A 25,317-nucleotide genomic window follows, 5' to 3' on the forward strand; every position below is an offset into this window, starting at 1 on the left:
GCAGGACCTTGACCACTACGACCAGCACAAACGATACCTAAAGGCGGGTCACTTCTCGGTGGAAACGCCGGGTCAGCTCTCAGTGGAAATCAACACTCCGTTTCTTGTCGGCGAAACCGTTGCACTCTCGTGGTCGCCCGACGACGCCCTGATCTTCAATTCGGCCGAAATGCGGGGATCGGCACGATGACAACGACCTTGTTTGACCGCGTCCGCGAAAAGCTTCAGCTCGATGCGACGGAACGCGACCTGTCACCCGGACTGAGCTGGCTTCTGCTCGCCCCGGCGCTGTTGCTGCTGCTATGCCTATTCCTGGCTCCCGTTCTCGGGCTGGCGAAACTCAGCCTTTTCGACCCGCAATTCAGCCTTAGGCACTATGCGACGCTATTCGGCGAAGACCTCTATCTCAAGATCATCTGGCGAACCGTCTGGACAAGCGCGCTGGTGACCGGATTGACGCTTGTCCTCGGTTACCCGATTGCGATGATGATGGCCAAGGCCCGCGGCCTCTGGCTTGCAATCCTGTCGATTTGCGTCCTTCTTCCGCTCTGGATCAGTGTTCTTGTGCGCAGCTATGCATGGGTCGTGCTTTTGTCGCGCAACGGCATCGTCACGACGGCACTGCGCGAGATCGGCCTGATCGGGCCTTCGACGCGACTGATGTTCACGGATGGGGCCGTCATCCTGGCGACGACCCATGTCCTGCTGCCGCTGATGATTCTCCCGCTTTGTGCCAGCCTCAACGCCATCCCGAAGGAACTGGCGAGCGCGGCGGAGAGCCTGGGCGCCGGGCGGATCACGGCGTTCCGCCGGATTACCTTTCCACTGAGCCTGCCCGGCGCATTCTCCGGCGCCGTCCTGGTCTTCGTCATGGCTTTGGGCTTTTACATCACGCCACAACTGGTTGGCGGACCGCGCTCCATCACAGCGGCGATGCTGATCGGACAGCAGGTTTCCTATGGCGGCAACTGGGGGCTGGCGGCAGCGATGTCGGTGGTGCTTTTCCTTGCAGCCCTGGTCGTTCTTTTGCTCGGTGGCCGTTTCCTGTCGGAAAATGGCGAAGGAGGCTCCCGATGACCGGATACCGCATGCCCCGCTTGGCCCCGAACATGGTCATGACAATCGCATTTTCAGCATTCGCCTGGCTGATCGTGGCCTTCCTTGTGGTTCCAATCGTCCTCGTCGTCCCGATGAGCTTCTCGGACAGCAGCTACCTCTCGTTTCCACCACAGGGCTTCACCTTCAAATGGTATCTGCAGGTGATGACCGACGACACCTGGACGGAACCAACCCTTCTGAGCGCACAGATCGCGGTCATGACGGCACTTGTGTCGACGGTGGTCGGGACTTCGACGGCGATTGCAATCGTTCGCGGAAGCTTCAGAGGCAAAAAGATCGTCAGGACGCTGATCATCTCGCCGATCATCGCCCCGAACATCGTCCTTGCGATCGCACTTTATTTCACGTTCAGCCGCTTCGGGATGATCGGCACAAGAGTAGCCTTCGTGCTTTCCCATTCGCTTCTATGCATTCCCTTCGTCCTGCTGACGGTCTCTGCATCGCTCAACAGGTTCGATCCCGGCCTCGAACTGGCGGCGATGAACCTTGGCGCCAGCCGGTGGACGGCATTTCTCCGGGTAACCCTGCCGATTATCAGGCCGGGCATTGCGAGCGGAGCAATCTTTTCCTTCATTATCTCCTTCGACGAACCCGTCATCAGCTATTTCCTGTCCAGCGTCAGCCAATCGACCCTGCCGCGCGTGATGTTCCAAAACATCGCCACCAGCGTGGAGCCGAATGTGGCGGCGATTTCGACGATCCTCATGATGCTTTCGCTTGGCGTGCTGGGCCTAACCACCCTGCTTCGCAAGGGCCAGGGCGCATTGCCCGGTCGGTGATGTGCACCCGACAGACAAGATACAATCTCCAAGAAGGGAACGACCATGAACTATGGCATCAGACATGCATTCCTTATCTGCACGACCATGACCACTCTTCTGTTTTCCGCCACCGCGCAGGCGGAGGATCTGGTGATCGCGGCAACCGGCGGCGCTTTCTATCAGGCTCTGAAGCGGGACTTTTTCGACCCGTTCACCGCAAAGACCGGAATAAACATCAAGTTCGTCGAAGCGACGACGCTCGAGATGAACGGCAAGATGCGGGCAATGCTGAGCGCCGGCAATGTCGAATACGACATCCTGACCACGACGGGCGATTCCTCGATTGGCGATGCCGACGTCTATCAGGCGATCGACTGCACCAAGATCCCGAACGCCGGCACGTTCGGCGTTCCCGGCGCCTGCAGTGACAAGAGCCTGCTGCGTACGATCGGGGCAAATCTCATCGCCTATGATGCGCAGGCGTTTCCCTCGGGAGGTCCCAAAAGCTGGGTCGACTTCTGGGACGTCAAACGTTTCCCCGGCGACCGGTGCCTGATCGGTGGCACGACCGACAACCACATCCCGCTGCTTGCAGCCCTGCTTGCGGATGGCGTCAAACCGGCAGATCTCTATCCGATCGACTATGATCGTGCGATCAGGAAGCTGGAAGAGCTTAAACCCCATGTCGCAGCCTACTGGACGAGCTATTCGCAAAGCCAGCAATTGCTGCGCGATGGGGAATGCGTCATGAGCATCATGAGCAATGGCAGGGCGCAGGCACTGAGTGCGGAAGGATCGCCTGTAAAGGTCGTCTGGAATCAGGCGCTGGTTTCTCCCGTCGGCTGGGGTCTGGCCAAGAACGCACCGCATCCACAAGCGGCCTACACGTTTCTGGATTTCTGGATGACCCGTCCGGACGCGCATCTCGACTTCTACAAGGCGTTTTTTTACGGGACAGCGAACAAGGACCTCATCACGCTGCTCACGCCGGAAGACCAGCAGGAATATTACGCCTCGGCGCAGAACCTGCCCGGGCAGATCACCGTCGATTCCGCCTGGGTGGGCGCGAACCTCAAGGACATCCAGCTGCGTTATGCGCGGTTCCTCACGCAGTAGCGGCCTCCTACAGTCTCCGCCTTTCAAACCTGCGCTTCAAATCTGGCGTGTCGGGCGGACCGCGATCACCCTCGATCGTCGGCCTTGCCGACGCAAGATATCGGCAAGACAGAGTTTCCTTCAAAATCCAATGGACTTGGTCATGACACAAGAGCTCGCCTATATGCCCGCCCATGAACTCACCCGGCTTTATCGCTTGAAGACGGTGTCGCCCGTCGAGGTGGTTCAATCCGTCCTGCAGCGTATCGATATGTTCAATCCCCGATACAACGCCTACAGGATGGTCGACCATGAGGGCGCGCTGCAGGCGGCCCGATCGTCGGAAGCCCGATGGATGCGAGCGCAGCCGCTCGGGTTGCTGGACGGCGTCCCGACCTCGATCAAGGACAGTCATCACGTGAAAGGCTGGTCGACGCTGCACGGATCGCGCCTGACCCGTACAGCCGATATCGAACCCCTGGACTCGCCGCATGTCGCCCGGCTTCGCGACCATGGCGCGGTTTTTCTCGGCAAGACCAACCTGTGCGAACAGGGGTGGAAATGCGTGACGGACAGTCCGCTGACCGGCATCAGCCGCAATCCCTGGAACCCGGACCTTACGCCTGGCGGCAGCAGCGGTGGTGCCGCGATCGCTGCTGCCGCAGGCATGGGCACGATCAATATGGGAGGAGACGGAGGCGGCTCCATCCGTCTTCCCGCGTCGTTTTGCGGCCTGGTCGGAATGAAGGCGACCTATGGCCGTGTTCCCCGCTATCCGCAGGAATCACTGATCGCCTGCGCACATTTCGGGCCACTGACACGAAGCGTCGCCGAAACGGCACTGGTCATGAACGTGATAACTCGGCCTGACCACCGGGACGTCACCGCGCTTCCGTTTGATGACAGAGACTATCTCCAGGGCCTTAATGCGGGCGTCAAAGGAATGCGGATCGGCTATTGTGACACGCTGGGCGACAGCTTTCCCGTCGACAAGGACATCGAGGCAACGGTGAGATCGGCGGTCAACCGCCTCGCCGATGCGGGGGCCCTGGTGAAACACGTTTCGTCACCCATTCGCGACACGTTCGAGGCCTATAAGACGCTGAATTCCGCCTATCAGGTCCCGAAGATACATGGTCGTGGGGAGGACGAGCTCGACTTGATGGATGCGACGCTTGTCGCCAATGCGCATCGGGGCGAGGGTCTGAGCGCCTACGATCTTCTTCGCGCCGGATACGCGCGCGCATCATGGATTGAACAGATGGCCGAATTCTTCCAGTCCTTTGACATTCTCGTCACGCCGACCTCGCCGGTCTCGCCATTTGAGGCGGAGAGCAACAATCCCCGCACATGCGAGGACGCCCATGAGCTGGAAGACCGGGTCTACTGCCTCTTCAATGGGTTCCTTTACCCGTTCAACTACACCCATCATCCTGCCGTCACCGTGCCATGCGGCCTCGACGGCCGCGGCCTGCCCGTCGGCCTGCAGATCGTCACGCGACACAAGGCCGATCATCTGGCCCTGATCGTGGCCCGGGCCGTCGAAAACTCGCTATCCTTTCAGGGCCTGAAGCTGGCACTTCCGAAAGAAGAGACGTCCACGGCAAGGCCAGCCTTTGCGCAATCTGCCTGAGTGCGCGCGTCCATCAGGGGGAAGGGCGGTCGCGCGGGGGGCAAGTAAGGGGCCGCTGCATGGGCCCGCCAAGGCTGGCTGATATTGCGGAGAACACAGCCGGCCGGAGCTCAGATCGGGCCGGCTGTGATCGAGCGTGAGGCCGATCCCGCATCACGGAGGCGCGGGATCCGGGCCGCCGCCAGGCTCCTGTGCCACCGGCTACAGATCGTCGCAGAAAACGGGAATCCGAAATTTGGATTTCAACAGATCCCCCGCCGAATTCCATGAGTAAAATATTTATTCTATATTTATATTTATAAAGCATAAGTATAAATTAAATATAACCGCCGATTGAAAAAATCGATGCTATATCACGGCCATCCACCAAGCGGAGGCCGAGATGGAAATAGCAGCGGCTACGACGCAAAAAACGGGACATCACCGCAACACGAAAGCAATGATCGAGCGTGCTGCGCCGAACTTCGATCTGAGCTTCCGCGCCGGCATCATGGGCCTGAGCGCGCGCTCACTGGAACGCCGGCTCGTCGAAATTGTCGACGGGGCCGGCTCGAGGAAAGTCGTCGATTTCGTCCGATGTTCCTATCTTGGCCTCGACAATCATCCACATCTGATCGCCGGCGCCATCGAGGCACTGAGCAGCTACGGATCACTCCACTGGTCTTGCGCCCGCACACGCCTGAATTTTGCATTGCTGGGCGAACTCGAAGAAGAACTCTCTGATCTTTTCGCCAGCCGTGTCGTCACCTATTCCACTGTCCTTGCAGCCAATATGAGCGCGCTACCGCTTCTGGCATCCGGCCATCTCACCGGCGGTGAAAAACCTTTGGTCGTGTTCGACCGGTTCGCGCATGCTACCCTTGCCGCGCACAAAGCGACCCTTGCAGCCGAGACCGCGGTTGCAACGATCGCGCATAACGACGTCGCCGCACTTGAGGACATTTGCCGAAGCAACCGGAGCGTCGTCTACATCTGCGACGGCCTCTATTCCATGGGAGGTGCTGCCCCCATGACGGCTCTGCTTCAACTGCAGGAGCGCCACGGCCTGTTTCTTTATATCGACGACGCACATGGCGTCTCGCTCTTCGGGAAGAACGGTGAGGGCTACGCGCGCTCGCATATAGGACAGCCTCTTGGCGACAGGACGATCATTGCCGCCTCACTCGGCAAGGGTTTCGGGGCATCAGGTGGATTGCTGATGGTAGGAAACGAGGCCCAGGAGAGGCTTCTGCGGCGTTTTAGTCTCGCCCAGGCATTTTCGGTTCCGGTCAATCTCGCAGGCGTCGGAGCAGCACTCGCTTCGGCGAAATTGCACAGGACACCCGAACTTCAGAACCTGCAATCGGCGCTTCGGGAACGCACCGAAGAGGTCGACCGGCTGTTTCCGACTTCTTACGCCGGCCAGCCATTTCCAATTCGCACGATCGAAATGGGCGACGAGCAAACCGCAATAGAGGCCGCGCGAACCTTGCTTGAGGCCGGCTTCTACACCTCGGCCGTGTTCTTCCCGACCGTCGCTCAGGGACGGGCGGCTCTGCGCATCTGCCCGACCGCCACACATAGCCGCGCAGAAATCGAAGCACTGGCGAATGCCTTCGCGCCGATCAGGTCAAAAATACGCAAGTAACGAAGCGTGGCAGGAGGATCCCGACCAGTCGGCGACCACGCGGGCCCGAGAAACGCGCGCCAAAGGAATTCTAGAGAGGAACTGGCGGATGCAGGACGTGGAACCGACTTCCCTTGCCGGAAACGCAAGCCTCTGGGCTCCGCTTTCCTCTCCCCTGTTTCGTCTCGCGGCCATTGTCGCCTGCCTGTCGTTTACGGGAAGCTTCATTGTCGAATTTTCAGCAATCTGGGTGCTCACGACGCTGACCGCCAGGGCCGACCTGATTGCCCTGGCACAATCGGCGGCCTATGCCTGCCTGATGGTGCTTGCAATTCCCTGCGGCGTTCTTTCCAGGGCCTATGACAGGCGCGGGCTGCTGCTCGCTATGCACCTCTCCTACCTCGTTCTGCTGGTGACTTTTCTGCTCTTCTGCCAGAGCGATCAAAGAGAAACGGGTGTCGTCATCACCCTGATCTTCCTGTTTGGGGCGAATGCCGCATCCACGGCGAGCGTTTGGCAGGTTTTTGCGCCTGACCTTGCGCATACGCGACATACGGGCCAGGCCGTGACACTGTTTCTGACGATCTACAATCTGTCTCGCCTTTGCGGACCGGCCATTGGCGGCCTCGTCATGATGGCAGCAGGCCCGATTGCAACCTTGTCACTGGTCGCTGGTCTGTTTGCCTTGACAGCAATTCTTCTCGTCAAACTTCCCCGTCCGGCGGAAACGTGGACACCTGGTCGGCGAACCGTCCAGGCCTTTCGCGAGGCGGCTTCATACATCCTGCAATCGCGCAATCTGCAACTGCTCTCGCTTTGCAGTCTCCTTTATGCATGTCTCGGCTCGGTGATCTGGGCGCTCCTGCCGACGATCTCCCGCACGAGACTTGACGGAATGCCGATCACCTTCGGCCTGCTGACGAGCTCGCTTGGCCTTGGGTCGCTGCTGATCGCACATTTCATTCCCGCCCTGCTTCGCCATTTTCACGCGCGCAGCCTGCTGCGATCAGCACTGGTCGGGCTGTCCGTGGGCGGCCTTTTGCTCGACCAGGCAAGCACGGTTGCGCCTGCATGCCTTGCCTGTCTCTGGATCGGCAGTTGCTGGTTCATCGGCGTGACGATCTTTGGCATCGTCGCGCGCCAAATCGCGCCTTCCGCCGACAGGGCACAGGCCGTCACGGTCTATCTCGTCGCCTTCTCCCTTGGCATGACCGTCGGCGGGAGCGGATGGGGCAGTATCGCGGAACAGTTCGGCCAACGAACGGCAATCGTCACGGGCGCGATCCTGCTTCTGATTGGAGCCTTCACGACAATCCGGTTGCTCCCCCATGCCAGCGTGCCTCAGGAGGAAACGAGATGAGTTTCACTTCGCTCAGCTCAGCCCGGCTGGACCTGATCCCCATCAACCGGGAGCATGAGAGCGACCTCCACAGACTGCATACCGACCCGCGGATTGTCTCAAGCCTTTTCAGAGATTGCCCACCATCGATCAAAGACACCAGGGACAGGCTCGACACCTATCTTGAAGGCTGGCGCCGGGATGGTTTCGGCTTCTGGATGGTCTTCGAGCGAAAGCCCGAAGGCCTGGTCCTCGCCGGCAGGGCTGGCTTGCGTCGGTTTAACAATGGCCAGGATATCGAATTCGGACATTGTGTCCTGTCGACCATGTCGGGACGCGGGATCGCTGTCGAGGCCGGTCACACGATTATCCGCCACGCCTTTGATGTCCTTCGCCTATCGAAGCTTGTCGCCGTCGTGATGCCGAAGAATGCGCCGGGCATTCGCGCGATCCTGAAACTCGGATTTCAGTTCGTCGACGAAAGGGATCATGGCGGAGAGCGCAAGCTCTTCTTCGAACGGTATTTAGGCGCCACGTTCGGCAACGAAACACATACGCGTTGAAGGACCGGCCGCATCCGGATGACGGCGGCCAGGATTGAACGGGAGGAAAATACCATGGCGAAGATCGCCTTGGTCACGGGAGGAAGCTCTGGGATCGGTGCGGCGACATGTCGGCTGCTGGCACAGCGCGGCTGGTCTGTTGCCGTTCATTATCGCACCGGTATGGACATGGCGGAGCGACTGGTTGCCAAGATCAGGCAGGAGGGGGGCCGCGCGGTCGCCGTAGAGGCCGATGTCTCCGACCGCACCGATGTGCTGCGGATGTTCGAAACGATCGACGCTTGCCTTGGACCCGTTTCAGGGCTGGTGAACAGCGCCGGGATTGCCGGGCCGCGAGCGCGGTTCGAGACCCTCGATCCTGCTGGAGTCGAAGAGGTCTTCAGGGTGAATGTGATTGGCACGTTTTTGTGCTCGCGCGAAGCAATACGGCGGATGTCGACCTTTCATGGTGGTGAAGGCGGAGCGATCGTCAATCTGTCATCGGGGCTCTCGAACACGGGGGGCGCGTTGACGCCATTCGCATTGAATTGCGATGAGAACGGCCGTCGCAGCAGCCAGGTCGCCTATGCCGCCTCGAAAGGCGCCATCAACAGTTTCACGATGGCGCTGGCGCAGGAGATCGCCGCTGACGGCATTCGCGTCAATGCCGTCAGCCCCGGCGCGACCTTCACCGGGATGGCGGACACGGATCGGATGGCAGCGATTGCAGATACGATCCCGATCGGGCGCGGCGCCGACCCTTCCGAAATAGCCGAAGCTATCGAATGGCTGCTGTCCGACAAGGCAAGTTATGTCGCCGGCGCCAATCTTCGTGTCGGCGGCGGTCGGCTCGGTTAACCTCTCGTTTTCAAACGGCGATGGCGTCCGCCAGGACCTTGGCGACGGGTCTTTCCTCGATATCCAGGATGGCGTCGCGAAGCCGTCCTGCAGCCCCCTTTCCGATCGACGGCTCGCAAAGGTGCATGAACTTGTCGATGATTTCGAAAGAGCCGAATTGCGGACCGCCGGGCGCCCCCTTCGGCACTTCTGCATAGGCGGAAACGGATTCGCCGTCAGCAAAGCTCAAGGTGAGCCGCGCCGGCAGCAGAGACTGTCCGAGAAATTTTTCATCGGCTCCGGCCAGCACACTCAAAGAGACCCGCGATGCGCAGTCATGGAGCACGCCATCCTCGAGATCCTCGTCCCGCAATCCGAAGGCCGACGACTTGCCGTGCATCTCCAGTGCGACGAGATATGGCAGGTGAAACTGCGCATCGAAGATCGACTGGGGCAGCGGACCGGCGAAATCCTCGACGACTGCACTGATCGTCTCGATCTCGATGCAGGTCGGCTCTTTGCCGGCGTTCTGCGACCGCAAGTCCCTGACGATGTCGAGCGCGGAATGGACCCACCGGCAGCAGCCATAGGGCTTGAAACCAACCTGCAGCAGGCGATAGTCCTCGCCCAGACCCGCCGTCATTGCATTGGCATCTTGCCGATCCGACCCTGCCATGGCCCAGAAGCCGTTATCGCCGTCGAATATGTCGCGATTGCCGACAAAACCACCGGCGTTCAGGTCGGCAGCGAGAACCGCGCCGATCGCCGACCATCCATAATTGTTTTTCAGCCATGCCTTCGGCCCATCATAAAACTTTCCCAGGAACGGAACCGGTGCCATCTGGGCGGTGATACCGAAGAGATTTGCAACCTGCGCCGGCTCAAACCCATAAAGGCGTCCCAGTGCCGATGCGGCCCCGAATATCTGCCAGGTCGCAAGGCCCTGGACCTGTTGCGCGCTCGCCGGGGAGGGACGGATTGCCTCTCCGATCCGCAGCATGACCTCATAGCCGGCAACGAGAGCCGCGATCAGATCACGTCCATCGCAATCCATGGCCTCGGCCGCGGCCAGTGCTGCCGGGATCGTTGCCGTCCCCGGATGCCCGAGGCGCACGATGCTGTCGTCAAAACTCAAGACGGAGGCAGCATAGGCGTTTGCGCCTGCGGCCGGCGCGGGGGCAAGCCTGCCATGCCCGAGCACTGTCGAGCCTCGCGAACCATCCGATGCGAATTGAGCAAGGCAGTTTCGAAATGCGATTGCCGGTTTTGTCCGCGCGCCGGCAATCGCACATCCGACATTGTCGAGCAACAGAAGCTTGACCGCATCCCTGACCGGAGCCGGAAGCGCCTTGCCGTCGATCGCGCAGACATAGTCCGCCAACCGACCAGTCACATCCGGGATCACAGGCGACCTGATATCCATGACACGCACCCTGCAGCAGATTTGCGAGAAAAGAAGCTTTCAGCCGCCCATTCCGATTGGCACATGGGTATGGGCGGCACTCCAGTTTCAGCGCCGCCACAGCGAAAAGGCAAGAATTCGATTTTATATCTTGTTTATCCAGACTCTATATTGCCTCCGCCAGACGACCCGGCACAATCAATCCCATCTTGAGATCGTCAGCGGCAAAGGAATGCCAGTCTGTCTGGTGTCGACATGGCGCCGTCGACACCAGCGCGATGGGCCAGCTGTATTGTCAGCCGAAAAGGCCTGAGAGATCGGCCTCCGTCACGCGGCTTCGGATCCCCAGCTCGCGAACGACATTGCCCAAAACGATTTCCTTGGCATGATATTGGTCTTCCAGAAGGCGAAGGGCTTCCTCGCGATCGCCGGCCAGAAGGCGCGTTTCCAGAACCTTCATCTGCAAAAGGTAGGTGATAAATTTCGGTTCGATCATCAGACCGAGCCGCCGGATTTGCGCAGTCCGGTCGATAAACAGACGGACAGCCCGGACCATTCTTGCGTTTCCCGAAAGCATGGCGAGCTGCTGATAGAGATCTTCCAGATAGGCAGCCATTGTCTCAATCTCGGCCTCGCTGCCGGGCATGTTCAAGCCGCGATCACCGGAACCCGGCATGCCGGTTTTCGAGCCCTGTCGAATATTGCCGAAGTCCGTCGAACTTTTTTCGACCGCATAACGGGTGACCATATAGGCCATTTCATATTCGGCCTTCAGATCATCCAGATGCACATGCTTGATATAATAACCGCGGTTTGCGGCAAAACCGATGAGTTCGTCATCCGCCAATCGGATCAAGGCCTCGCGTACCGGGGTTGGGCTAACCTTCATCTGACCCGCGATCGTCTTGATATTGAGGAATGTGCCGGATGGAACATTGGCGCGCAGAAGGGCGGCCTTCAGACGCGCATAGGTTTCAGCTGCCTTGTCAGGGATGATATCCATCGCGCGAAATCCGTCACGGCCGTCCGAATGAATTTTCCGCCAGTGCAGGCCACAGAACCACGCTGACAAGTTTTGCTATAGCAACCATCGCGCGAATTTAGAAGTGCCAGATATGACACTGTGTCAAATCGATACCGTAGCTGGCCTCTCCCGACAAGCCGCCTAACCATCGGACGGATATCACGCCCGCATCCGCCGCTTACCGTCCCACATTGCAAAAAACCCTCAATTTAACCGATAGATTATCACATATGCCGAGCATAAGGTGCCGCCATTCCATCGGGAGCTGGATCCGGACACTGTGGAGGACTTGGGCGATGAAATCGAAAAGATTGAACGGCCTGATCGAGGCGGTCTCGGTGACAACGGCTGAAACCGATCTTCAGAACATCCTGAAAAAGACAGCGAGAAGCTGGGGTTTTGACCATTTCGTCTATCTTCTTTTGGCCGGCACGCGAAGCTATGCCGTGTCCTCATACCCGAAAGAGTGGCAGGATCTCTATCTCAGGCGGTCCTATTTCCAGATCGATCCGGTCATCAAGCACGCAAGGACGAAAAGCCGGCTCTATACCTGGTCTCTTCCCGAGCTTGAAAAAAATGCGTCGCGGCCGAAGGCACAGTTTCTCCACGAAGCCATGAGTTTTGGCATAACATCCGGCGTCTCCATCCCGGTCCCGGCAGGTTATGGAAAGATCGCCCTTCTGACCTTCGCCTCCGGTCAGCCGGCGGTCGATGTGGACACAAGCGATCCCGTTCGTGCATCCGCTGCGGCCGCCCTGGTTCACGCCCAATTTGCCTTCGTGCGTGCGACCCCGACCATGACGGCGATCCCGAAACTGACACCGCGGCAGGCCCTGTGCCTGAAATGGTCCTCGGAGGGAAAGACGATGGATGAAATCGCCGAGATCCTCGATATTTCGACCCTGTCGGTGCGTTTTCATCTGGATGAGGCAAGGACAAGACTGGATGCGGTCAACCTGATTCAGGCGTCGACGATCGCCGCAAAGCACAATCTTCTCTAGTCGTGCCCGGGACTAGCCCTCGACGAGCATAAGGTTTTGGAGTGCGCAAGCCTCCCGCATCAACGGCGCATCAGATTTCCCTCGATCAGGCGCAGTGGGTGGTTGGCGCGCAGAATGGGTTTCTTCCTGAAACGAGCGAGATTCGTGTTATTTGGAAGCTTAGAAATATAAACGCGGCCGTGATGCAATATTCGCAGTAGTTCGACAAGGATTGTGGCATCCCTTGAAGGCAGATCGCCGAGCTCGATCATCACACGACCATGAGTAATTGCCGGCGTTGGTGTACCACATCGTCTGTATCGACCTTTGTAGAGGTGAGCGCGACCGGTTCGACCATGGATTGAGGTAGTGTCCGCACATGTCTAGGTTCCGTCATCAAAATGGTCTATGTCCGATGACTTGTTCGTCTTGTCGCCTCCCGGCCTTCCGGGAGAAAGAACTGGCGTGGCTCGCCGCGCGTTTGGGGAGAAATATCCATGACCCAGGTGGGAAATGGCGAGGGGATACATGTCGACCTCCGACCACTGATCGGACTTCTGAACGGCGTGTCCGAACCGGTCATAGAGCGCCTTGCCTCGGATGCGGTCAGAAAACATCGCGACCTGGTCGAGAGGGCCGAAACTCTGTTCAATGATCTTCCCGACGATGTAAAAATGGGAAGGCAGGCGGCCGGAGAAGACCATCTTGCCTATCTGAAGGCGACCATCGACATGCACGCGCAGATGTCTGCATTGACGACGCTTCTGAAGATTCTCGGGCGGACGCCCAGCGTATGACCTGAAGACGGCTCAGATCATGCCCCGTCGGATTGCAAACGCGACGAGCTGCGTATTGTTGCAAAGATCATAGCGCCGCCTGACCTCGGCAAGCGCGATACGGACCGTGTTATATTTCACCTGTTCGATGTCGGCGGCATCCTCGACGGTTTTGCCGAGCGCCAGCCATCGCGCATAGGTCGCCTCTTTTGGGGTCAGGTAGGCAAGCGCCTCGACGGACGGCTTCACACGCAGATGCTCGATATGGGCATGCAACTGCCCTACCGCGGAGGCGGCTGCAACTGCATCGATCTTCCATTCCCGCTTCAGCGACGACCTGGATGATGCGAAGGTGAGCATGGAGATCGCGCCATTGGAGATGGCGACCGGAACGGTGATGCCGGACCGGATCCCGAACTCCGCAGCTTCGGCATAGAATTTTCGCCCGTCCCGGGAGCGCGCATCCTGACCGCTTTCGGCAGCCCATGCGAATGCCTGTCCCGACCTTCGGGCCTGCTGCACCCTGGGGTCGCGACGTCTCAGGTCGATATTCGCATAGCGCTGCTGCCATTCGGCATTCAAATTGGAGACGGCGTAAAATTCGCCTGGCCTGAGATTGGCATAACCATAGCCGTCGAAATCAAACCGCCCCGCCAGATCCGCGAGAGCTGATTTCAGCGCCACCTCATTATGGGTGATCGCGCTGATATCCAGAAGTTTCTCGACCAATTTCTGCATCATGACCTCACGATACAAATCCGGCTGCGGCCGGCGCGCTAACTGGCAAATCTGAAAATAGGCCTGCGGAACAGAGGATCGCCCGCAGCAGCAACACGAGCCTTAAAAATTGCAATCTAAAGCGACATATCCAAAACCGAGAGCCACTTGTACCGTCAATAAACTAAATTGCATACCACCAATCTTCACGACCACAGGGCGAAATCTTGCACTCCCGGAACAGACTGGCGCTTGCGGTCTTCCGTCATTGATCACTTCAGCGCAGAGAGCTTGGGTATAGGGCAGATTGCCTGTTGTGGAGCAGTTTCAAGCCGCAGCTTTGATACGCCGTTTGCGTGCTCCGGTGATCCCCCTCCGCGCAGACGCTAGTCCGCTGCACCCAACGCAAGGACCGCCAAACTTTTAGAAAAATTGTTGATCAGGATCGTCCAGGGCCGACCGCCCGATCGCAGATCCAACGCCCTTCGTGGGAAGGAAATCGGCTCAGGGCAGCACGCTGAATTGCTCATGACGACAACCTCGGCACGTGCTACGTCCCAACTATGACGCATTCCAAAAACCCAGGCATGGCCGCACAGTTCGATATGTTCTCGAATGGCATATCGCCGGCGGCGACGAAATCCGTGCCTTTACAGCGTCCGGCCAAGCCTGCAACATCCTTGAGCGAGGACGATATGGCGGCCTGGTTGGCCGCCACCGGACGATACCGGATCCTTCGCAAGCTGGAACGTCGAGACGTTGCCTCTGTTATTCGCCCCGAGTTTCAGCTGCGCGGAGTTATTCTCGATACGGAGACGACGGGTCTGCACTATCGCAAGCACGAGATCATAGAGATCGGGGCGATCGCGTTCACATTCAGCGAGGCGGGCAAGATCGGAGATATCACTGCGGTCTATGCTGGCTTGCAGCAACCGGAGACCGCAATCCCCGAGGAGATCACCAAGCTGACGGGCATTACCAACGAGATGGTGGCTGGTCAGGTGATCGATATGAGGGCGTTGCGGTCGCTGGTCGGACCGGCCGATCTGATCATCGCCCACAATGCGGGCTTCGACCGCCCGTTCTGCGAGATGCTTTCGCCAATGTTTTCGGACAAAGCCTGGGCCTGTTCCAATTCGGAAGTCGATTGGTCATCTCGCGGCTTTGAAGGAACCAAGCTCGGATATCTCATTGGCCAGGCAGGTTTTTTTCATGATGGTCACCGTGCCGTCGACGACTGCTTTGCCCTGCTTGAAGTGCTCGACCGGGAGGGTGGCGCCGAGCTCGACAGCCCGTTCTGTGAACTCTATCGGGCAAGCACACGCAATCGAGTTCGGATCTTCGCCGAAAACAGTCCCTATGACCTCAAGGACCACCTGAAGGCGCGCGGCTACCGTTGGTCGGATGGAAGCGAAGGCCGGCCGAAATCCTGGTGGATCGAAGTGGACGAGACTCACCTTCATGCCGAGTTGCATTATCTTCGCTGCGAAATCTATCGGTATCCGGAGGCGGATCCGCCGACCAAGGTTCTGACGGCCTTCGATCGTTTCAGAGCTTGATGCTTAACGGCGAGAGATTGTCATGCAAGGCGTCAAGCGCTATATGTAGGTACGTTCCTACATGGAGGCGCCTATGGGCATGACCAGCCTGACAAGTCGTGAATTGAACCACGATGTCAGCAAGGCAAAAAAAGCCGCTGAGGACGGACCTGTCGTCATTACAGATCGCGGCCGTCCGTCTCATGTATTGATGACATACGAGCAGTTTGAGCGCCTGACCGGCAAACGCCGCAACCTGATCGAAGCCCTTTCTATGCCTGGATTGTCCGGCATCGATTTTGATCCACCTCGATCGGTGATTTCGACGCGAGAGGTCGATCTTTCTTGAAGTACCTGCTCGACACAAACGTCATTTCCGAGTTGCGCAAAGTTGGTGACGGTAAAGCCGATCCGAATGTGACGGCCTGGATTGGAGCGCGGGATTCCCGTGACCTTTTTTTGTCCGCCATTACGATTTTGGAGCTTGAGCGCGGGATACTGAGCATTCAGCGTCGTGACGTTGCGCAGGGAGCGCGCTTGCGCACGTGGATGGATGGCCATCTTCGCCCGGAATTTGCTGAGCGGATAATCTCCATCGATGATGCGATCGCCACGCGGTGCGCGCATTTACACATACCGGATCGCCGGAATGAGGCCGATGCCATCATCGCGGCCACTGCGCTGGTGCATGGGCTGACGGTCGTGACGCGCAATATTCAGGACTTCCAGGGAGCTGGAGTCATCCTGATAGACCCATGGCGTGTGGATCAGCTTTGAAGCTTGCTCGCGTTCGGCGCCAAAGAGCGGCGGCTCCTTCAAAACAAACTTGGAAAAGATGTTTGCCAAATCTCCGCGATGACCGCTTGTGGCGCGATGCGGAAGACGGCCTTCGGCCCTAAGCCGCCATTAAGCCTCGTGCCTTCAAATTCAGGTCGCGCCTTCATCAGCTTCCAGACGACCCACGCGACGGTCTACCCGGGCAATTCGCCGCAGGATTTTAACGCATCAATCACTGGAATAGGAGATGTTGTGCCGACTTAAGGGAGGATGAAATGCCTCAATCGCTTTGGCTATTTGTGTTTACGGCCGTTGTTTACGGGCTCCAAAATATACCTGGCCCTGACGGCGTCCTGATGATTTTGCTTGCGTCAATGTGGCCGCTCGTCACCATCAATGCCGGGTTTGTTTTTATGGCTGTGGAGGCCTTAACAGGCCGGGTTAGCATGGGGTGGTTACTGCCAGTAGTGCTCTATTTTGGTGGTAATATTGTTATTGCAGGCATCAGCAATCTGCAGCTTTCTCAATTTGAACAAGCGGTTGAGCAATACAACGCAACGAAATTAATTCCCTTTTCCCCGGCTACAGATTCGCTACTCATCAAAACGCAGGCAAATATTGCTCCGGCCCCACGGTCCCTCGTGGCGAACTACGACATTCCAGTTGTCTTCACCCAAGACCTCTCCACCCGTGAAAAGCAAATCACCGCGTTACGTGTCGGCGTTGATCCATTATGCAAACAGTTATGGCGAGATCAGGCGGCTGGGAAAGGAAATCGCCGCATCTTCGGCTACCTGGACCATAGCCGAAAGCACAGTCCTTTGGTCCAGAACATGTGTACATACCAGCAACCACAGTCACCACAGGGCAGGATGGTCACCGTGACAGCAAATCCTCCTGTCGTTGACGACAGCTTCCTGCTTATGACCAATAAGCAAACGATCACAGTGACTTCTACGACTGGCCTGACTACGAACCTGCTTTATGCGGATGCCACCCCGCTGAGTTGGTTTCCTCTGCCCTTTGGAGGGTGCTTTCGAGGACCCGGCGACAATAAATCTCGCTGTGAGTTCGGACTACTGCGAGTGTTCTCCGTCCCAGCAATGGGAGGCACCCACAGCGCCACCGACCTGCTCGCAAAAGCGCTTAGTATAAAGGCATCGATTGCTACGGAGCGTCGTGACAAAATCAGGTCAACTCAGGCTCCAAACTAGCGAGCCGCGCATTGCCGCAAAGGAACCGATCGGCAAAACCTTGTATTCACGACCGCAATTGGCGTTGTCGCCATATCTGCCACAGCGCGGCGCGCTCTAGCCAACTCTATCGTGCAGCTTCATCCAACGCTTCGAGATGTTCACCACAGACCGCCCTGACGATGTCGAGCAGGGCTGCCGTGCGATCGCCGAGCCAGACCAGTGCTTCCTCGCCGATTTCGTAATGCCGTGAATAGCGCGCCTTCACATAGGCCTCGTTCAGCGTGTTGAACCAGGCACGGTCCTGATGCTGGTCGCGCGGAAAGGCGTCCGCCAGCCGGCGATCCTGTTCCTCGGCAAGCGAGCGCAGGAATTTGATGTTATGGGCCGGAGGAGAATAGTTCGTCAGCGTCAGGAGAACGCAGGAATAAGCCTGCTCTAAAGCTTGGTGAAGTTCAAAGGCAGCAACCTTAAGATCCCGCTCTTGGATACAAAACTTGGCGACCTTCAAAAACGACTGCGCGAGAGAAAAGCGCTCCTCGAAGTAATTATTCGCCACGCGCAGTCGGTCGGCAGGGGTGAGGGGTTCCGGTTCGGGCAGGGGCTCGTCGTCGAGCTCATAGAGAACGATGCCTTCCTTGCGGATGTCGGAGAAGAAATACTGCCCCTCCTTGAGGAACCCGTTCACCTCCCGCCGCGAATGCACGATGAAGCTGACCGGCGTCTGGATGGCCGGATCGCGGATCAGCCGGTCGGCCGCCTTGTACCAATATTCTGCAAAGTCGCAGAGCTTGCGGTTGTTGACGATGATCAGGAGATCGAAGTCCGAACGATAGCCCTTCATGGTGAAGGGCTCGTCGACCCAGCCGCCCTTGGCATAGGAGCCGAACAGGATGACCTTCAGGATCCGGCCACGCTTCTTGAACTCGGCCGATCCTTCCTTCAGCGCATCCTCGAACTCCTCATGCAGGATATGCAGCGCGCGGGAAAGCTCGCGCTGTTTCTGCGGCGGGATATGATCGAGTGACGACTTCATGGCTCCATCGGTAGGCAAAAGAGATCGTCCCGTCTACTCCCAGTTCTGATACCCGGCCAGGAGATTAGGCAGGGCACAAAGCCGGGACGAGAGTAAATGGCGCAGGTCGTACACCATGTATCGCCATCGGATTTGCATCGAAAAGTTCAATTATGACAGGCTTCGTGCTGGCCGCAGGGCCAAACCGTGATATGGTTTCGTACCCGGTATGCAGGCTTCGGCGCGTAAACGAGGACAGGCACAATGTCGATTGCGGCGACCCCACGATTTGAAAAATACAAGAGGCGCAAGCGTGATAATTGGACGGTGCAGCGCCTCGCCCAAAAGTTTTACGGCGCGCGTATCGTCTGGCCGATCATCACCGGCCTGATCGTGATACAGGTTCTTTTCTGGGGAATGATCGGATCGTCGATCATCGCGCGCATTGGCGGTATAGGCGGAACGCTGACCCTGCTTTCGTTCTTCCTTATTCCCGCCATCGTACTGTCATTCCTCGACGAAGGGCGCGGCCCGGGTGTGTTTGTCGGCCGGCTCTTCTGGGCTTTGCCTTTCCACCGGGATCTGAAAACGAATTTTATCACAGAAGCTGAAAACCAGCTGGCGAGAACAGATGAAGAGCTGTTCGACCGGTTCGAAAAAACCCGGCCACAATCAAGCCGGTGATTCAGAGGCTTTCATTTTGGCCCGCAGCGCTTCCCTGTTCGGCGAAGCATCGGATTGGCCTTCCTGACCGCCGACCTCCGTCATTTCCGGCCATCTATACGCGAAAGATCGATGCGGATGCCTCCCTCATCGGGCTTGACCGGATCCTTTACCTCGCCGGTGCCGCCACCCTCGTTCGCCGCATGAGATGGTGGGGCTCCGGCCTGTTCTGGTTCGTCCGGTCTTGCCGCAATGAAGGTCGGCCCACCGGGATCTTCGGCGCGGAATATATTGGTCGTTTCGAAGTATCCCGACTTCCAGGCACGGATTGCGTCCTCAAGCATTTGTGGCAACAGGTCACGATCTGTCGGACTTCCATACCATCGGGTGACGATCCGCGCGACTTTCGCGAACATGGCGGTACCGGTTCGCAAATTCTCGCAAGGGTCAAACATCGTTGCCTGCAGCCGGGACGCATCGGAGACACCAATACCGACCGGAAACTGGGTCAGGCCTACCCGAACCACGGCGCGGCCGACATGCGATCGAACCACATCGATTGCCTCGCGAGGGGCTCGACTATGGGGGACGAGCACCAACCGGCCGGCCTGCTTCACGGTGATTGCAAGCGGATCGTCGGATCCGGCCGCCGCAAGGAATTGTTTGACAATAGCCGGCCCAAGATCCGGATCTGCACATTTCGCAATCAGGGCAGCATCCATGGCATTTCTCCAGGTCAGATGTTGAAGGACATGACGAGCGGTTTACCGAATAGCCGCGCCCAGGCCTGCGTGCTCACACGCTGAACCTCGACGATAGTGGTTTCTTTTGTCCACCAGCCGTTACCGACTGCGACGATGAGATCGGGATCGTAAAAAAGCGATTGCAGGACCGGCCAGACGATCAACTGCTCGTAGCAGATGAGCGGCGCCAGGCGCTGGTTCCCGACGGATACGATCGGATTGGCGAAGAAGTGCGCCGCCGCACCTCCGCTCCTTCCAAGCAAAGGCAACCATGGCTGCCACATCGAGCCGGGCACTGGCATGCGCTCCCGATATAGGATCTCACTATCGCTGGCCGAGACACGAACCAGAACGTTGTCATATCCATCCTGATCAACGACAGCCGCCCCGGCGATGACGCTCAGATCACCACCGGCGAGTTGCCGCTGCCAAAACCGTTCGACCGATTGCGTCCAAAAACCGAGAGCGCTTTCAGGCAGGAGCATGTAGGCGGTGTCGGGACGACGCTCCGACCGCAATGTTGCAACAAGATCACTATGCCGGGAAAGACTGGTATCGCGACCCAAACTATCTCCGAGTTGCAGATCGACGCCCTGCCACTGCCACCCTATTTGCGGACCTGTCCAGAATGCGGCGGACCAGAGCCAGAAACCCGCGAGGGTCACGGCAGCAGCCGGTCGGTATCGTGTCGTCAAGATCGCGAGACCGGCTGTCACTGCCGCCAGTCCGGCCCAACCCCATCCAGGGAAAACTACGCCAGCCGCCGTGACCGGATGCGCCCAGCCGACAATGCCAAAAGGTGGGACCGCCATGAGGATCATCGCGATCGTATATCGCAGGGCTTTCCACCCCCCTGAACCGCGCGACCACAGGACGGCGTGGATAATAACGAGGCCGCTTGACGCGACGATCCACAAGATCAGACCCGGCCAGATGTCCGATCGATAGAAGGCAGCCACGCCTTGCGGGAGACCCCGCGACGCCGCCAGAAAATAGACCGCCGAAACGAGACCAGCGGTGCGGCGACTGCGCGCGAGCGACCAGAGCGCGGGAAATGCGATTGCTGCGGGAAGCGTCAGCACATGTCCGATCCAAGCGATGTAGCCCGTCGCCGCAGACGCCAGAGTGAGGGAAAAGGGTTGGAGCCAATCAAGGCGCATAGGTGAGCACCTGCTTTGCAAGGCCGAGGACACCGGAGGCAGGGACCGGCCCGAAGTATCGCGAGTCCCAGGATCCGGGAAATGGCGAGTGGAGGAACAGGAAGCCGGCGGGAATCGTTCCTCCTGAATAAGGGCGCAGCCGCCGCCCCAGGCCGTCCTGAGCCACGAGGTCGGAGTTCGCTATCTGGCGCCCATCGATCGCAATGGCGTCGGCGACATCGATGCGCTGACCGGCAACCGCCGCCGCCGTCTTGATCAGGGGACCAAAGCCGCCCGGGCAAAGTCCCGAACGCAGGTAGCCTCGCTTGACCCCTTCCGAAATGGCATCGGTCTGTGGCGGGCAGACGAACACCAGATCGCCGACCTGAACCGGACGGTCGAGGGGCGCGACACGCCACAGTCCGAGCGGTTCGCTGGGTGTGGTGTTGATCCGCAGGCCGCCAATAGTACCGCTGATGATCACCACCAGGGCAGCGCCGGTCGAGGTTGCGATAAGGGCGAGAGCCGGGCGTCTTTGGCGTGCAACGGCAGGAGTGGAGAAGATATGGGACCTCATTTCAGCGACAGGCCTTTCATCTGGTTCTGCCGCATGGCTTCCGCCCGTTTCAGCGCCACAGCTGTCTGTTCATGCGCGGCCAATTGCTGAGCCGTCCGGATCACGTCCCAAGCCGACCGCAGCTGTTGTCTCTGCGCCGGCTGCATGCCCGCGGACGCTGCCTCGAATGCCTTCCCCTCCGCGGTCTTTGCCGCAGGCGGCAGGAAGGTCCTTTCTCCGAAGCGTTCAGACACGACCTTGGCAAAACCTTCGAGCTCAGCCTTCACCTGTCTGTCCGCCAAGGCAGATTCGAGACCGGCCGGGATATCGTTTCGATCGATCGCGTCGCGCACGCGCCCGAGCACCTGCATTGCCGATGCGGAGAGCGCGGGTATATCGAGCGAGAGCTTGGTGCGGACCGCGCGTTCCTCGTCCTCATAGCGGCTAGCCGCTTCCGCGCGCCCCGCAATGAAACCCTGCAGATCGCGGGCAAGGGCCGGCGCGTTGACAAGTGCAGTATCGCGCGCTTGCTTCTCGGCGCTGCCGGCGAACAGCCCGGTCTTCCCCTTCAACGCGCCGAAGCTTTCAGGGCGCTCCGCGATCATCGCGATCCTTGCCGTTGTGACCGCCTCGTCCAAGAGCATGGCATCGAGGTCGATAGCCTTGAAGGCGGCCTGCGGATCCGCATAGACATGATGGAAGCGCGTGGAAAGCGCTTGCCAGCTGGCCTTCAACCCAGGATCTGCCGAAAGCATGTCCTCGACCACCTGATCGATCGAACTGAGGAAAGTTGTGGTGCCTGAGACCATGGGCTTTGCCTCCTTGAGCGCAGATGTTTTCAAAGGGCTCGATGTCGCCCCGCCAAGTCCGAGCCTGCGCGCAATCGCGCCAAGGCGCATGCCGAGCGCGGCAAGTTTCGACGCCTGGCGGACGGTCCATTGGAGCCGGTCCTGCGAGATCGTGCGGGCGACGTTGACCAGGTTGACCACGGGCCTCGGCGAAACGAAGCGCCTGTGCATAAAAGCGTCCGCCGGTATAATCGAGCGTGGTTTCCTTCGCATTGGCGCGCGACAGGACCGGGATCAGACCACCGGCTTTTTCGAAGGATCGGCAGCCGTAATAGAGGGTCAGATCCTCGCGGTGACGCGTCATCGCCACATAGGTGAGGTGCCGGTCGAGCGAGAGCGATGCAAGCACCTTGACCCGGTCGACGGTCGCCCCCTGGCTCTTGTGCACCGTTGTCGCATAGCCATGATCGATATTGTTGTAGAAGCGCTGCTCGACATCCACCCGACGACGATGATGATCCTCGCCGACCTCGGCCAGCAGCCGGCCGGGCGACGCTGCCACGACCCTTGCCAGCATGCCGTTCTTGACGCCGAGCGCGCCTTCGTTCTTCAGGAAAACAATCTGGTCACCGGCAGCAAACATCCTGACGCCGTCTTCCGTCCTGAACGCGTGCCCTGGCTCGACGATCTTGCGTTCAACCAGCTTTTCGCGGGCAAGTTCGTTGAGCCTGCGAACATCGCGGCGAAGATGTGCGAGAATGAGAGAGGTTCTGGTCTGATCGTAATCACGGTTCCAGTCGGCGATCAGATTGGTGATGGCGCCGTCCTTGAACTTGGAGCCCATCAGCCGGCCCTTCGCGCGATAGGCGGTCAGCGCCTCGTCGATCCTGCCGCGGGCCAAATCGAGCGATGCATCGCGCATCCATTGCGCGCGCTGGCGATAGATCGTCTCCAGTTCTGCATAGCCTATGCGATCGGAAATTGCGCGGAAGGCTGCTCCGGCCTCGATCGGCTGCAGCTGTTGCGGATCGCCGATCAATACGAGCTTGGCACCTTGCGTGGTCACCGCTTTGACGAGGAGCGCCATCTGCCGAGACGAGACCATACCGGCCTCGTCGAGCACGAATATGCATCTGTCATTGAGCTGATGACGGCCCTTGTTCCATTGCAACTCCCATGACGAAAGTGTGCGCGAAGTTATGCCGGCTTCCTTCTCGAGGCCTTCGGAGGCCTTTCCGGCAAGCGCGCCGCCGACGACACGATAACCGGCCGCCTCCCAGACTTCGCGCGCCGCCTTCATCATGGTCGTCTTCCCGGCCCCGGCGCGGCCGATCACGGCTGCGATCCGCCCCGGCCCGGTAACGTGTTCGATCGCCGTCCTCTGTTCGTCCGAAAGGCGCTTGTGCCTCGCAAAGACAGTTGTCACCACAGCATCCCGGACGCCATGCGATCTGAGCCCGGAAAGCCAGATCGCCCGGTTGGCCATCCCGGCTTCGAGCTGGATCATCTCCCGCGTGGTATATTTCGCGGGCACCCGCTTGCCCGTCACCAGATCCATCCGCTCGCGATCGAGCCGGACCGTCTGCGGGCTTTGCAGAATCCGCGCCAGGAGGGACTGGAAGAGAGCTGCATCGTCGATATGGCGATAGAGGATCTTGGCGATATCGCGTTCGTCGAACACGCTTCTCTCGCGCATGATCAGGTCGAGGACGATCTCCGGGCGGCGCTGTATCCGACGGGCGTTCTCGGCGCGACGCTCTTCCTGCAGGTTCAGTCGTGCAAGCGCGAGTTTCTCCTCTGCTCCATGATTTTGGCCAGCCTCCTTCCTCGTCATCGCTTTCGTCCCGACGCCGAGATGAATGGTTGGCGTCAGCGCGATACCCTGCTTCTCGTAGGAGCGTCCATCGATCTGGATGTCGAGGCCGGCGAGCGCAAGATGCCGGTTCTGGGCGGCGAACCAGCCCTCGCGAAAGGCGTTGAAATCATCAGCACTTCCCGCCCAAAGCTGGTAGACCTTCTTGCCCGCATCATTGCGAAGCGGATTGCCGTCAGGCCCCGAGGCCGCAACCTTCTTGGCACCGAATCCGTCATCCGTCATGGGCCGCAAGGTCGTCATCAGATGAATATGCGGATTGCCCGGAGCATCATGAAACACCCAGTCGGCGACCATGCCCCTGGACGTGATGTGACGCGTCACGAAATCTCGAACGAGTGCGATGTTCTGATCAGGGGCAAGCTCGACGGGCAGGGCGATGGTCACATCCTTGGCGAGCTGCGCGTCGCTTCGCTTTTCGAAGGCTTCAACCCTGTTCCAGAAGGCTTCCGAAGCGCCGGAGACGGATCGATCTGCAATCATTGTCCGCAGCCAGTCGGGTGCGTCTTCCGGTATGGCGAACTCCTCGTGGAGCAGACCGTGCTTGCGGCTATAGTCGATTATTCTCGCTTCCCGCTCGAACTCCATCCTGGCGCAGTGCCGGTAGGCCGCAGACAGCACAACACTGCGGCCGGAACCGCGTGTGACGATGCTGACGGAGAAATGAGGAATGGCCACGACGAAAACAAGCTCCTGAGATCGAACGAATTCAATGCGTTCGTCGAGAGCGGCCGGTCGCACCGGGGCCTTGAGCAGGGCGTCGCGTCAGCGACGTATAATTGCGCCCTTCCGATCCGCTTCTTCGGAACGACGGGATCATTCGCCAATGCTGACGCCTTGGCGAGGTGCAAGATTGCACCTTTCCAGCGGGAGAAGAGCTGCGGCAATGTCAGATCCCGTCAGCCATCAGCAACGGGAAATCACGTCTATGAAAAAGCCAACGGCAAGAATTCGCGACGAAATCGCGCGGCTGCAGGAGCAACTCAGGCAAGCGGAAACACGCGAGGCTGAACGGATCGGTCGCATTGCGCTGCGTGCTGGTCTCGGGGAGATCGCGGTCGAGGAGGCCGACCTTCTGACAGCCTTTGAAGATATCGCGGCCCGGTTTCGCCAAGAACCGAAGCTTGCCCACGGCCGCTCGCCTTCGACCACGCCGCCGAACGGCGCTGGGGAGGCTTCGGGCCAATCTGCGGAGGCTTGA

At 59.0% G+C, this 25,317-nt stretch carries 24 protein-coding genes and 1 pseudogene; 17 read left to right on the forward strand and 8 right to left on the reverse strand.

The genetic code is table 11. The annotated features are described in order from the left end of the window. The 9 genes from FHW37_RS33975 to FHW37_RS31950 form a co-directional block, all read left to right on the forward strand. Positions 1-190: hypothetical protein (locus FHW37_RS33975; RefSeq protein WP_210249359.1), on the forward strand; the 190-nt coding region annotated here is incomplete at its 5' end. Next, on the forward strand, positions 187-1,077 hold the full coding sequence (locus FHW37_RS31915; RefSeq protein ID WP_145643598.1) for an ABC transporter permease: 891 nt from the start codon (positions 187-189) through the stop codon (positions 1,075-1,077). The genes FHW37_RS33975 and FHW37_RS31915, both read left to right, overlap by 4 nt. 11 nt (positions 1,078-1,088) lie before the next feature. Beyond that, positions 1,089-1,898 (forward strand): ABC transporter permease, encoded by an 810-nt coding sequence (locus FHW37_RS31920; protein WP_186458507.1) that lies wholly within the window; start codon positions 1,089-1,091, stop codon positions 1,896-1,898. Between the two features lie 45 nt (positions 1,899-1,943). Beyond that, positions 1,944-2,996, forward strand: coding sequence for an ABC transporter substrate-binding protein (locus FHW37_RS31925; RefSeq protein ID WP_145643600.1), 1,053 nt, complete (start codon positions 1,944-1,946; stop codon positions 2,994-2,996). Between the two features lie 142 nt (positions 2,997-3,138). Further along, entirely contained in the window at positions 3,139-4,608 is a 1,470-nt protein-coding gene (locus FHW37_RS31930; protein ID WP_186458508.1) for an amidase, read from the forward strand. A gap of 382 nt (positions 4,609-4,990) precedes the next feature. Then, entirely contained in the window at positions 4,991-6,235 is a 1,245-nt protein-coding gene (locus FHW37_RS31935; RefSeq protein WP_145643602.1) for an aminotransferase class I/II-fold pyridoxal phosphate-dependent enzyme, read from the forward strand. 97 nt (positions 6,236-6,332) lie between these two features. After that, the gene (locus tag FHW37_RS31940; protein ID WP_186458509.1) at positions 6,333-7,574 is read left to right on the forward strand and encodes an MFS transporter; all 1,242 of its coding nucleotides are present in this window, start codon (positions 6,333-6,335) and stop codon (positions 7,572-7,574) included. Next, positions 7,571-8,116: a GNAT family N-acetyltransferase gene (locus FHW37_RS31945; protein ID WP_186458510.1), complete on the forward strand. Its 546-nt coding sequence runs from the start codon at positions 7,571-7,573 to the stop codon at positions 8,114-8,116. Before FHW37_RS31940 ends, FHW37_RS31945 begins: the two co-directional genes overlap by 4 nt. A gap of 54 nt (positions 8,117-8,170) precedes the next feature. Then, the gene (locus FHW37_RS31950; protein ID WP_145643605.1) at positions 8,171-8,953 is read left to right on the forward strand and encodes an SDR family oxidoreductase; all 783 of its coding nucleotides are present in this window, start codon (positions 8,171-8,173) and stop codon (positions 8,951-8,953) included. A 10-nt stretch (positions 8,954-8,963) separates the two neighbouring features. Here the strand turns inward: FHW37_RS31950 and FHW37_RS31955 are convergent, their stop codons facing one another. Continuing rightward, positions 8,964-10,355: an MmgE/PrpD family protein gene (locus FHW37_RS31955; protein WP_145643606.1), complete on the reverse strand. Its 1,392-nt coding sequence runs from the start codon at positions 10,353-10,355 to the stop codon at positions 8,964-8,966. 274 nt (positions 10,356-10,629) lie between these two features. After that, positions 10,630-11,337 carry a GntR family transcriptional regulator gene (locus FHW37_RS31960; protein ID WP_145643607.1) on the reverse strand — a complete coding sequence of 236 codons (708 nt, stop codon included), beginning with the start codon at positions 11,335-11,337 and terminating at the stop codon, positions 10,630-10,632. Between the two features lie 317 nt (positions 11,338-11,654). On the opposite strand from FHW37_RS31960, the gene FHW37_RS31965 reads away from it, so the two are divergent. Together FHW37_RS31965 and FHW37_RS31970 are read left to right on the forward strand one after the other, a co-directional pair. Further along, a complete protein-coding gene (locus FHW37_RS31965) occupies positions 11,655-12,359 on the forward strand; it encodes an autoinducer binding domain-containing protein (RefSeq protein WP_186458511.1) in 705 nt (234 codons plus the stop codon). Between the two features lie 476 nt (positions 12,360-12,835). Continuing rightward, positions 12,836-13,135, forward strand: a complete 300-nt coding sequence (locus tag FHW37_RS31970) for a transcriptional repressor TraM (RefSeq protein WP_145643609.1) — start codon at positions 12,836-12,838, stop codon at positions 13,133-13,135. A gap of 12 nt (positions 13,136-13,147) precedes the next feature. Here FHW37_RS31970 and traR read toward each other — a convergent pair whose 3' ends face one another. Next, a complete protein-coding gene (gene traR / locus FHW37_RS31975) occupies positions 13,148-13,852 on the reverse strand; it encodes an autoinducer-binding transcriptional regulator TraR (RefSeq protein WP_145643645.1) in 705 nt (234 codons plus the stop codon). Between the two features lie 566 nt (positions 13,853-14,418). Between traR and FHW37_RS31980 the strand changes: the two genes are divergently transcribed. The 4 genes from FHW37_RS31980 (at position 14,419) to FHW37_RS31995 (ending at position 17,360) form a co-directional block, all read left to right on the forward strand. Continuing rightward, positions 14,419-15,390 carry a 3'-5' exonuclease gene (locus tag FHW37_RS31980; RefSeq protein WP_145643610.1) on the forward strand — a complete coding sequence of 324 codons (972 nt, stop codon included), beginning with the start codon at positions 14,419-14,421 and terminating at the stop codon, positions 15,388-15,390. A 73-nt stretch (positions 15,391-15,463) separates the two neighbouring features. Next, positions 15,464-15,718 carry a type II toxin-antitoxin system Phd/YefM family antitoxin gene (locus tag FHW37_RS31985; RefSeq protein WP_145643611.1) on the forward strand — a complete coding sequence of 85 codons (255 nt, stop codon included), beginning with the start codon at positions 15,464-15,466 and terminating at the stop codon, positions 15,716-15,718. Beyond that, entirely contained in the window at positions 15,715-16,146 is a 432-nt protein-coding gene (locus FHW37_RS31990) for a type II toxin-antitoxin system VapC family toxin (protein ID WP_145643612.1), read from the forward strand. Before FHW37_RS31985 ends, FHW37_RS31990 begins: the two co-directional genes overlap by 4 nt. A 275-nt stretch (positions 16,147-16,421) precedes the next feature. Next, positions 16,422-17,360, forward strand: coding sequence for a hypothetical protein (locus tag FHW37_RS31995; protein WP_145643613.1), 939 nt, complete (start codon positions 16,422-16,424; stop codon positions 17,358-17,360). Positions 17,361-17,466: 106 nt separating this feature from the next. Here the strand turns inward: FHW37_RS31995 and FHW37_RS32000 are convergent, their stop codons facing one another. Continuing rightward, positions 17,467-18,375 carry a nucleotidyltransferase and HEPN domain-containing protein gene (locus tag FHW37_RS32000; protein WP_145643614.1) on the reverse strand — a complete coding sequence of 303 codons (909 nt, stop codon included), beginning with the start codon at positions 18,373-18,375 and terminating at the stop codon, positions 17,467-17,469. Between the two features lie 243 nt (positions 18,376-18,618). Here FHW37_RS32000 and FHW37_RS32005 point away from each other — a divergent pair, with 243 nt between their 5' ends. Beyond that, positions 18,619-19,038: a hypothetical protein gene (locus tag FHW37_RS32005; RefSeq protein WP_145643615.1), complete on the forward strand. Its 420-nt coding sequence runs from the start codon at positions 18,619-18,621 to the stop codon at positions 19,036-19,038. 80 nt (positions 19,039-19,118) lie between these two features. Here the strand turns inward: FHW37_RS32005 and FHW37_RS32010 are convergent, their stop codons facing one another. From FHW37_RS32010 to traA, 4 genes and pseudogenes are all read right to left on the reverse strand, one after another. After that, positions 19,119-19,739, reverse strand: coding sequence for a TraH family protein (locus tag FHW37_RS32010; protein ID WP_145643616.1), 621 nt, complete (start codon positions 19,737-19,739; stop codon positions 19,119-19,121). A 14-nt stretch (positions 19,740-19,753) separates the two neighbouring features. Beyond that, positions 19,754-20,920: a conjugal transfer protein TraB gene (locus tag FHW37_RS32015; protein ID WP_145643617.1), complete on the reverse strand. Its 1,167-nt coding sequence runs from the start codon at positions 20,918-20,920 to the stop codon at positions 19,754-19,756. After that, positions 20,910-21,476, reverse strand: a complete 567-nt coding sequence (gene traF / locus FHW37_RS32020; RefSeq protein WP_145643618.1) for a conjugative transfer signal peptidase TraF — start codon at positions 21,474-21,476, stop codon at positions 20,910-20,912. The genes FHW37_RS32015 and traF overlap by 11 nt, the downstream gene beginning before the upstream one ends. Further along, positions 21,473-24,794: pseudogene (traA, locus tag FHW37_RS32025) on the reverse strand (Ti-type conjugative transfer relaxase TraA). Before traA ends, traF begins: the two are co-directional and overlap by 4 nt. A 250-nt stretch (positions 24,795-25,044) precedes the next feature. On the opposite strand from traA, the gene traC reads away from it, so the two are divergent. After that, complete coding sequence (traC, locus tag FHW37_RS32030) at positions 25,045-25,317, forward strand: conjugal transfer protein TraC (protein ID WP_145643619.1); 273 nt, start codon at positions 25,045-25,047, stop codon at positions 25,315-25,317.

The organism is Neorhizobium alkalisoli, assembly GCF_007829835.1.
Lineage (GTDB): Bacteria > Pseudomonadota > Alphaproteobacteria > Rhizobiales > Rhizobiaceae > Neorhizobium.

Excerpts from the sequence above, each read along its gene's own strand:
- traR (WP_145643645.1), bottom strand. The coding sequence starts at position 13,852 with ATGCAGAAATTGGTCGAGAAACTTCTGGATATCAGCGCGATCACCCAT.
- FHW37_RS31980 (WP_145643610.1), top strand. The coding sequence starts at position 14,419 with ATGGCCGCACAGTTCGATATGTTCTCGAATGGCATATCGCCGGCGGCG.
- FHW37_RS31920 (WP_186458507.1), top strand. The coding sequence starts at position 1,089 with ATGCCCCGCTTGGCCCCGAACATGGTCATGACAATCGCATTTTCAGCA.
- traC (WP_145643619.1), top strand. The coding sequence starts at position 25,045 with ATGAAAAAGCCAACGGCAAGAATTCGCGACGAAATCGCGCGGCTGCAG.
- FHW37_RS31985 (WP_145643611.1), top strand. The coding sequence starts at position 15,464 with ATGGGCATGACCAGCCTGACAAGTCGTGAATTGAACCACGATGTCAGC.
- FHW37_RS31945 (WP_186458510.1), top strand. The coding sequence starts at position 7,571 with ATGAGTTTCACTTCGCTCAGCTCAGCCCGGCTGGACCTGATCCCCATC.
- FHW37_RS31995 (WP_145643613.1), top strand. The coding sequence starts at position 16,422 with ATGCCTCAATCGCTTTGGCTATTTGTGTTTACGGCCGTTGTTTACGGG.
- FHW37_RS31950 (WP_145643605.1), top strand. The coding sequence starts at position 8,171 with ATGGCGAAGATCGCCTTGGTCACGGGAGGAAGCTCTGGGATCGGTGCG.
- FHW37_RS31915 (WP_145643598.1), top strand. The coding sequence starts at position 187 with ATGACAACGACCTTGTTTGACCGCGTCCGCGAAAAGCTTCAGCTCGAT.
- traF (WP_145643618.1), bottom strand. The coding sequence starts at position 21,476 with ATGAGGTCCCATATCTTCTCCACTCCTGCCGTTGCACGCCAAAGACGC.
- FHW37_RS31970 (WP_145643609.1), top strand. The coding sequence starts at position 12,836 with ATGACCCAGGTGGGAAATGGCGAGGGGATACATGTCGACCTCCGACCA.
- FHW37_RS31955 (WP_145643606.1), bottom strand. The coding sequence starts at position 10,355 with ATGGATATCAGGTCGCCTGTGATCCCGGATGTGACTGGTCGGTTGGCG.
- FHW37_RS31935 (WP_145643602.1), top strand. The coding sequence starts at position 4,991 with ATGGAAATAGCAGCGGCTACGACGCAAAAAACGGGACATCACCGCAAC.
- FHW37_RS32015 (WP_145643617.1), bottom strand. The coding sequence starts at position 20,920 with ATGCGCCTTGATTGGCTCCAACCCTTTTCCCTCACTCTGGCGTCTGCG.
- FHW37_RS31965 (WP_186458511.1), top strand. The coding sequence starts at position 11,655 with ATGAAATCGAAAAGATTGAACGGCCTGATCGAGGCGGTCTCGGTGACA.
- FHW37_RS31925 (WP_145643600.1), top strand. The coding sequence starts at position 1,944 with ATGAACTATGGCATCAGACATGCATTCCTTATCTGCACGACCATGACC.
- FHW37_RS31930 (WP_186458508.1), top strand. The coding sequence starts at position 3,139 with ATGACACAAGAGCTCGCCTATATGCCCGCCCATGAACTCACCCGGCTT.
- FHW37_RS32000 (WP_145643614.1), bottom strand. The coding sequence starts at position 18,375 with ATGAAGTCGTCACTCGATCATATCCCGCCGCAGAAACAGCGCGAGCTT.
- FHW37_RS32005 (WP_145643615.1), top strand. The coding sequence starts at position 18,619 with ATGTCGATTGCGGCGACCCCACGATTTGAAAAATACAAGAGGCGCAAG.
- FHW37_RS31960 (WP_145643607.1), bottom strand. The coding sequence starts at position 11,337 with ATGGATATCATCCCTGACAAGGCAGCTGAAACCTATGCGCGTCTGAAG.
- FHW37_RS32010 (WP_145643616.1), bottom strand. The coding sequence starts at position 19,739 with ATGGATGCTGCCCTGATTGCGAAATGTGCAGATCCGGATCTTGGGCCG.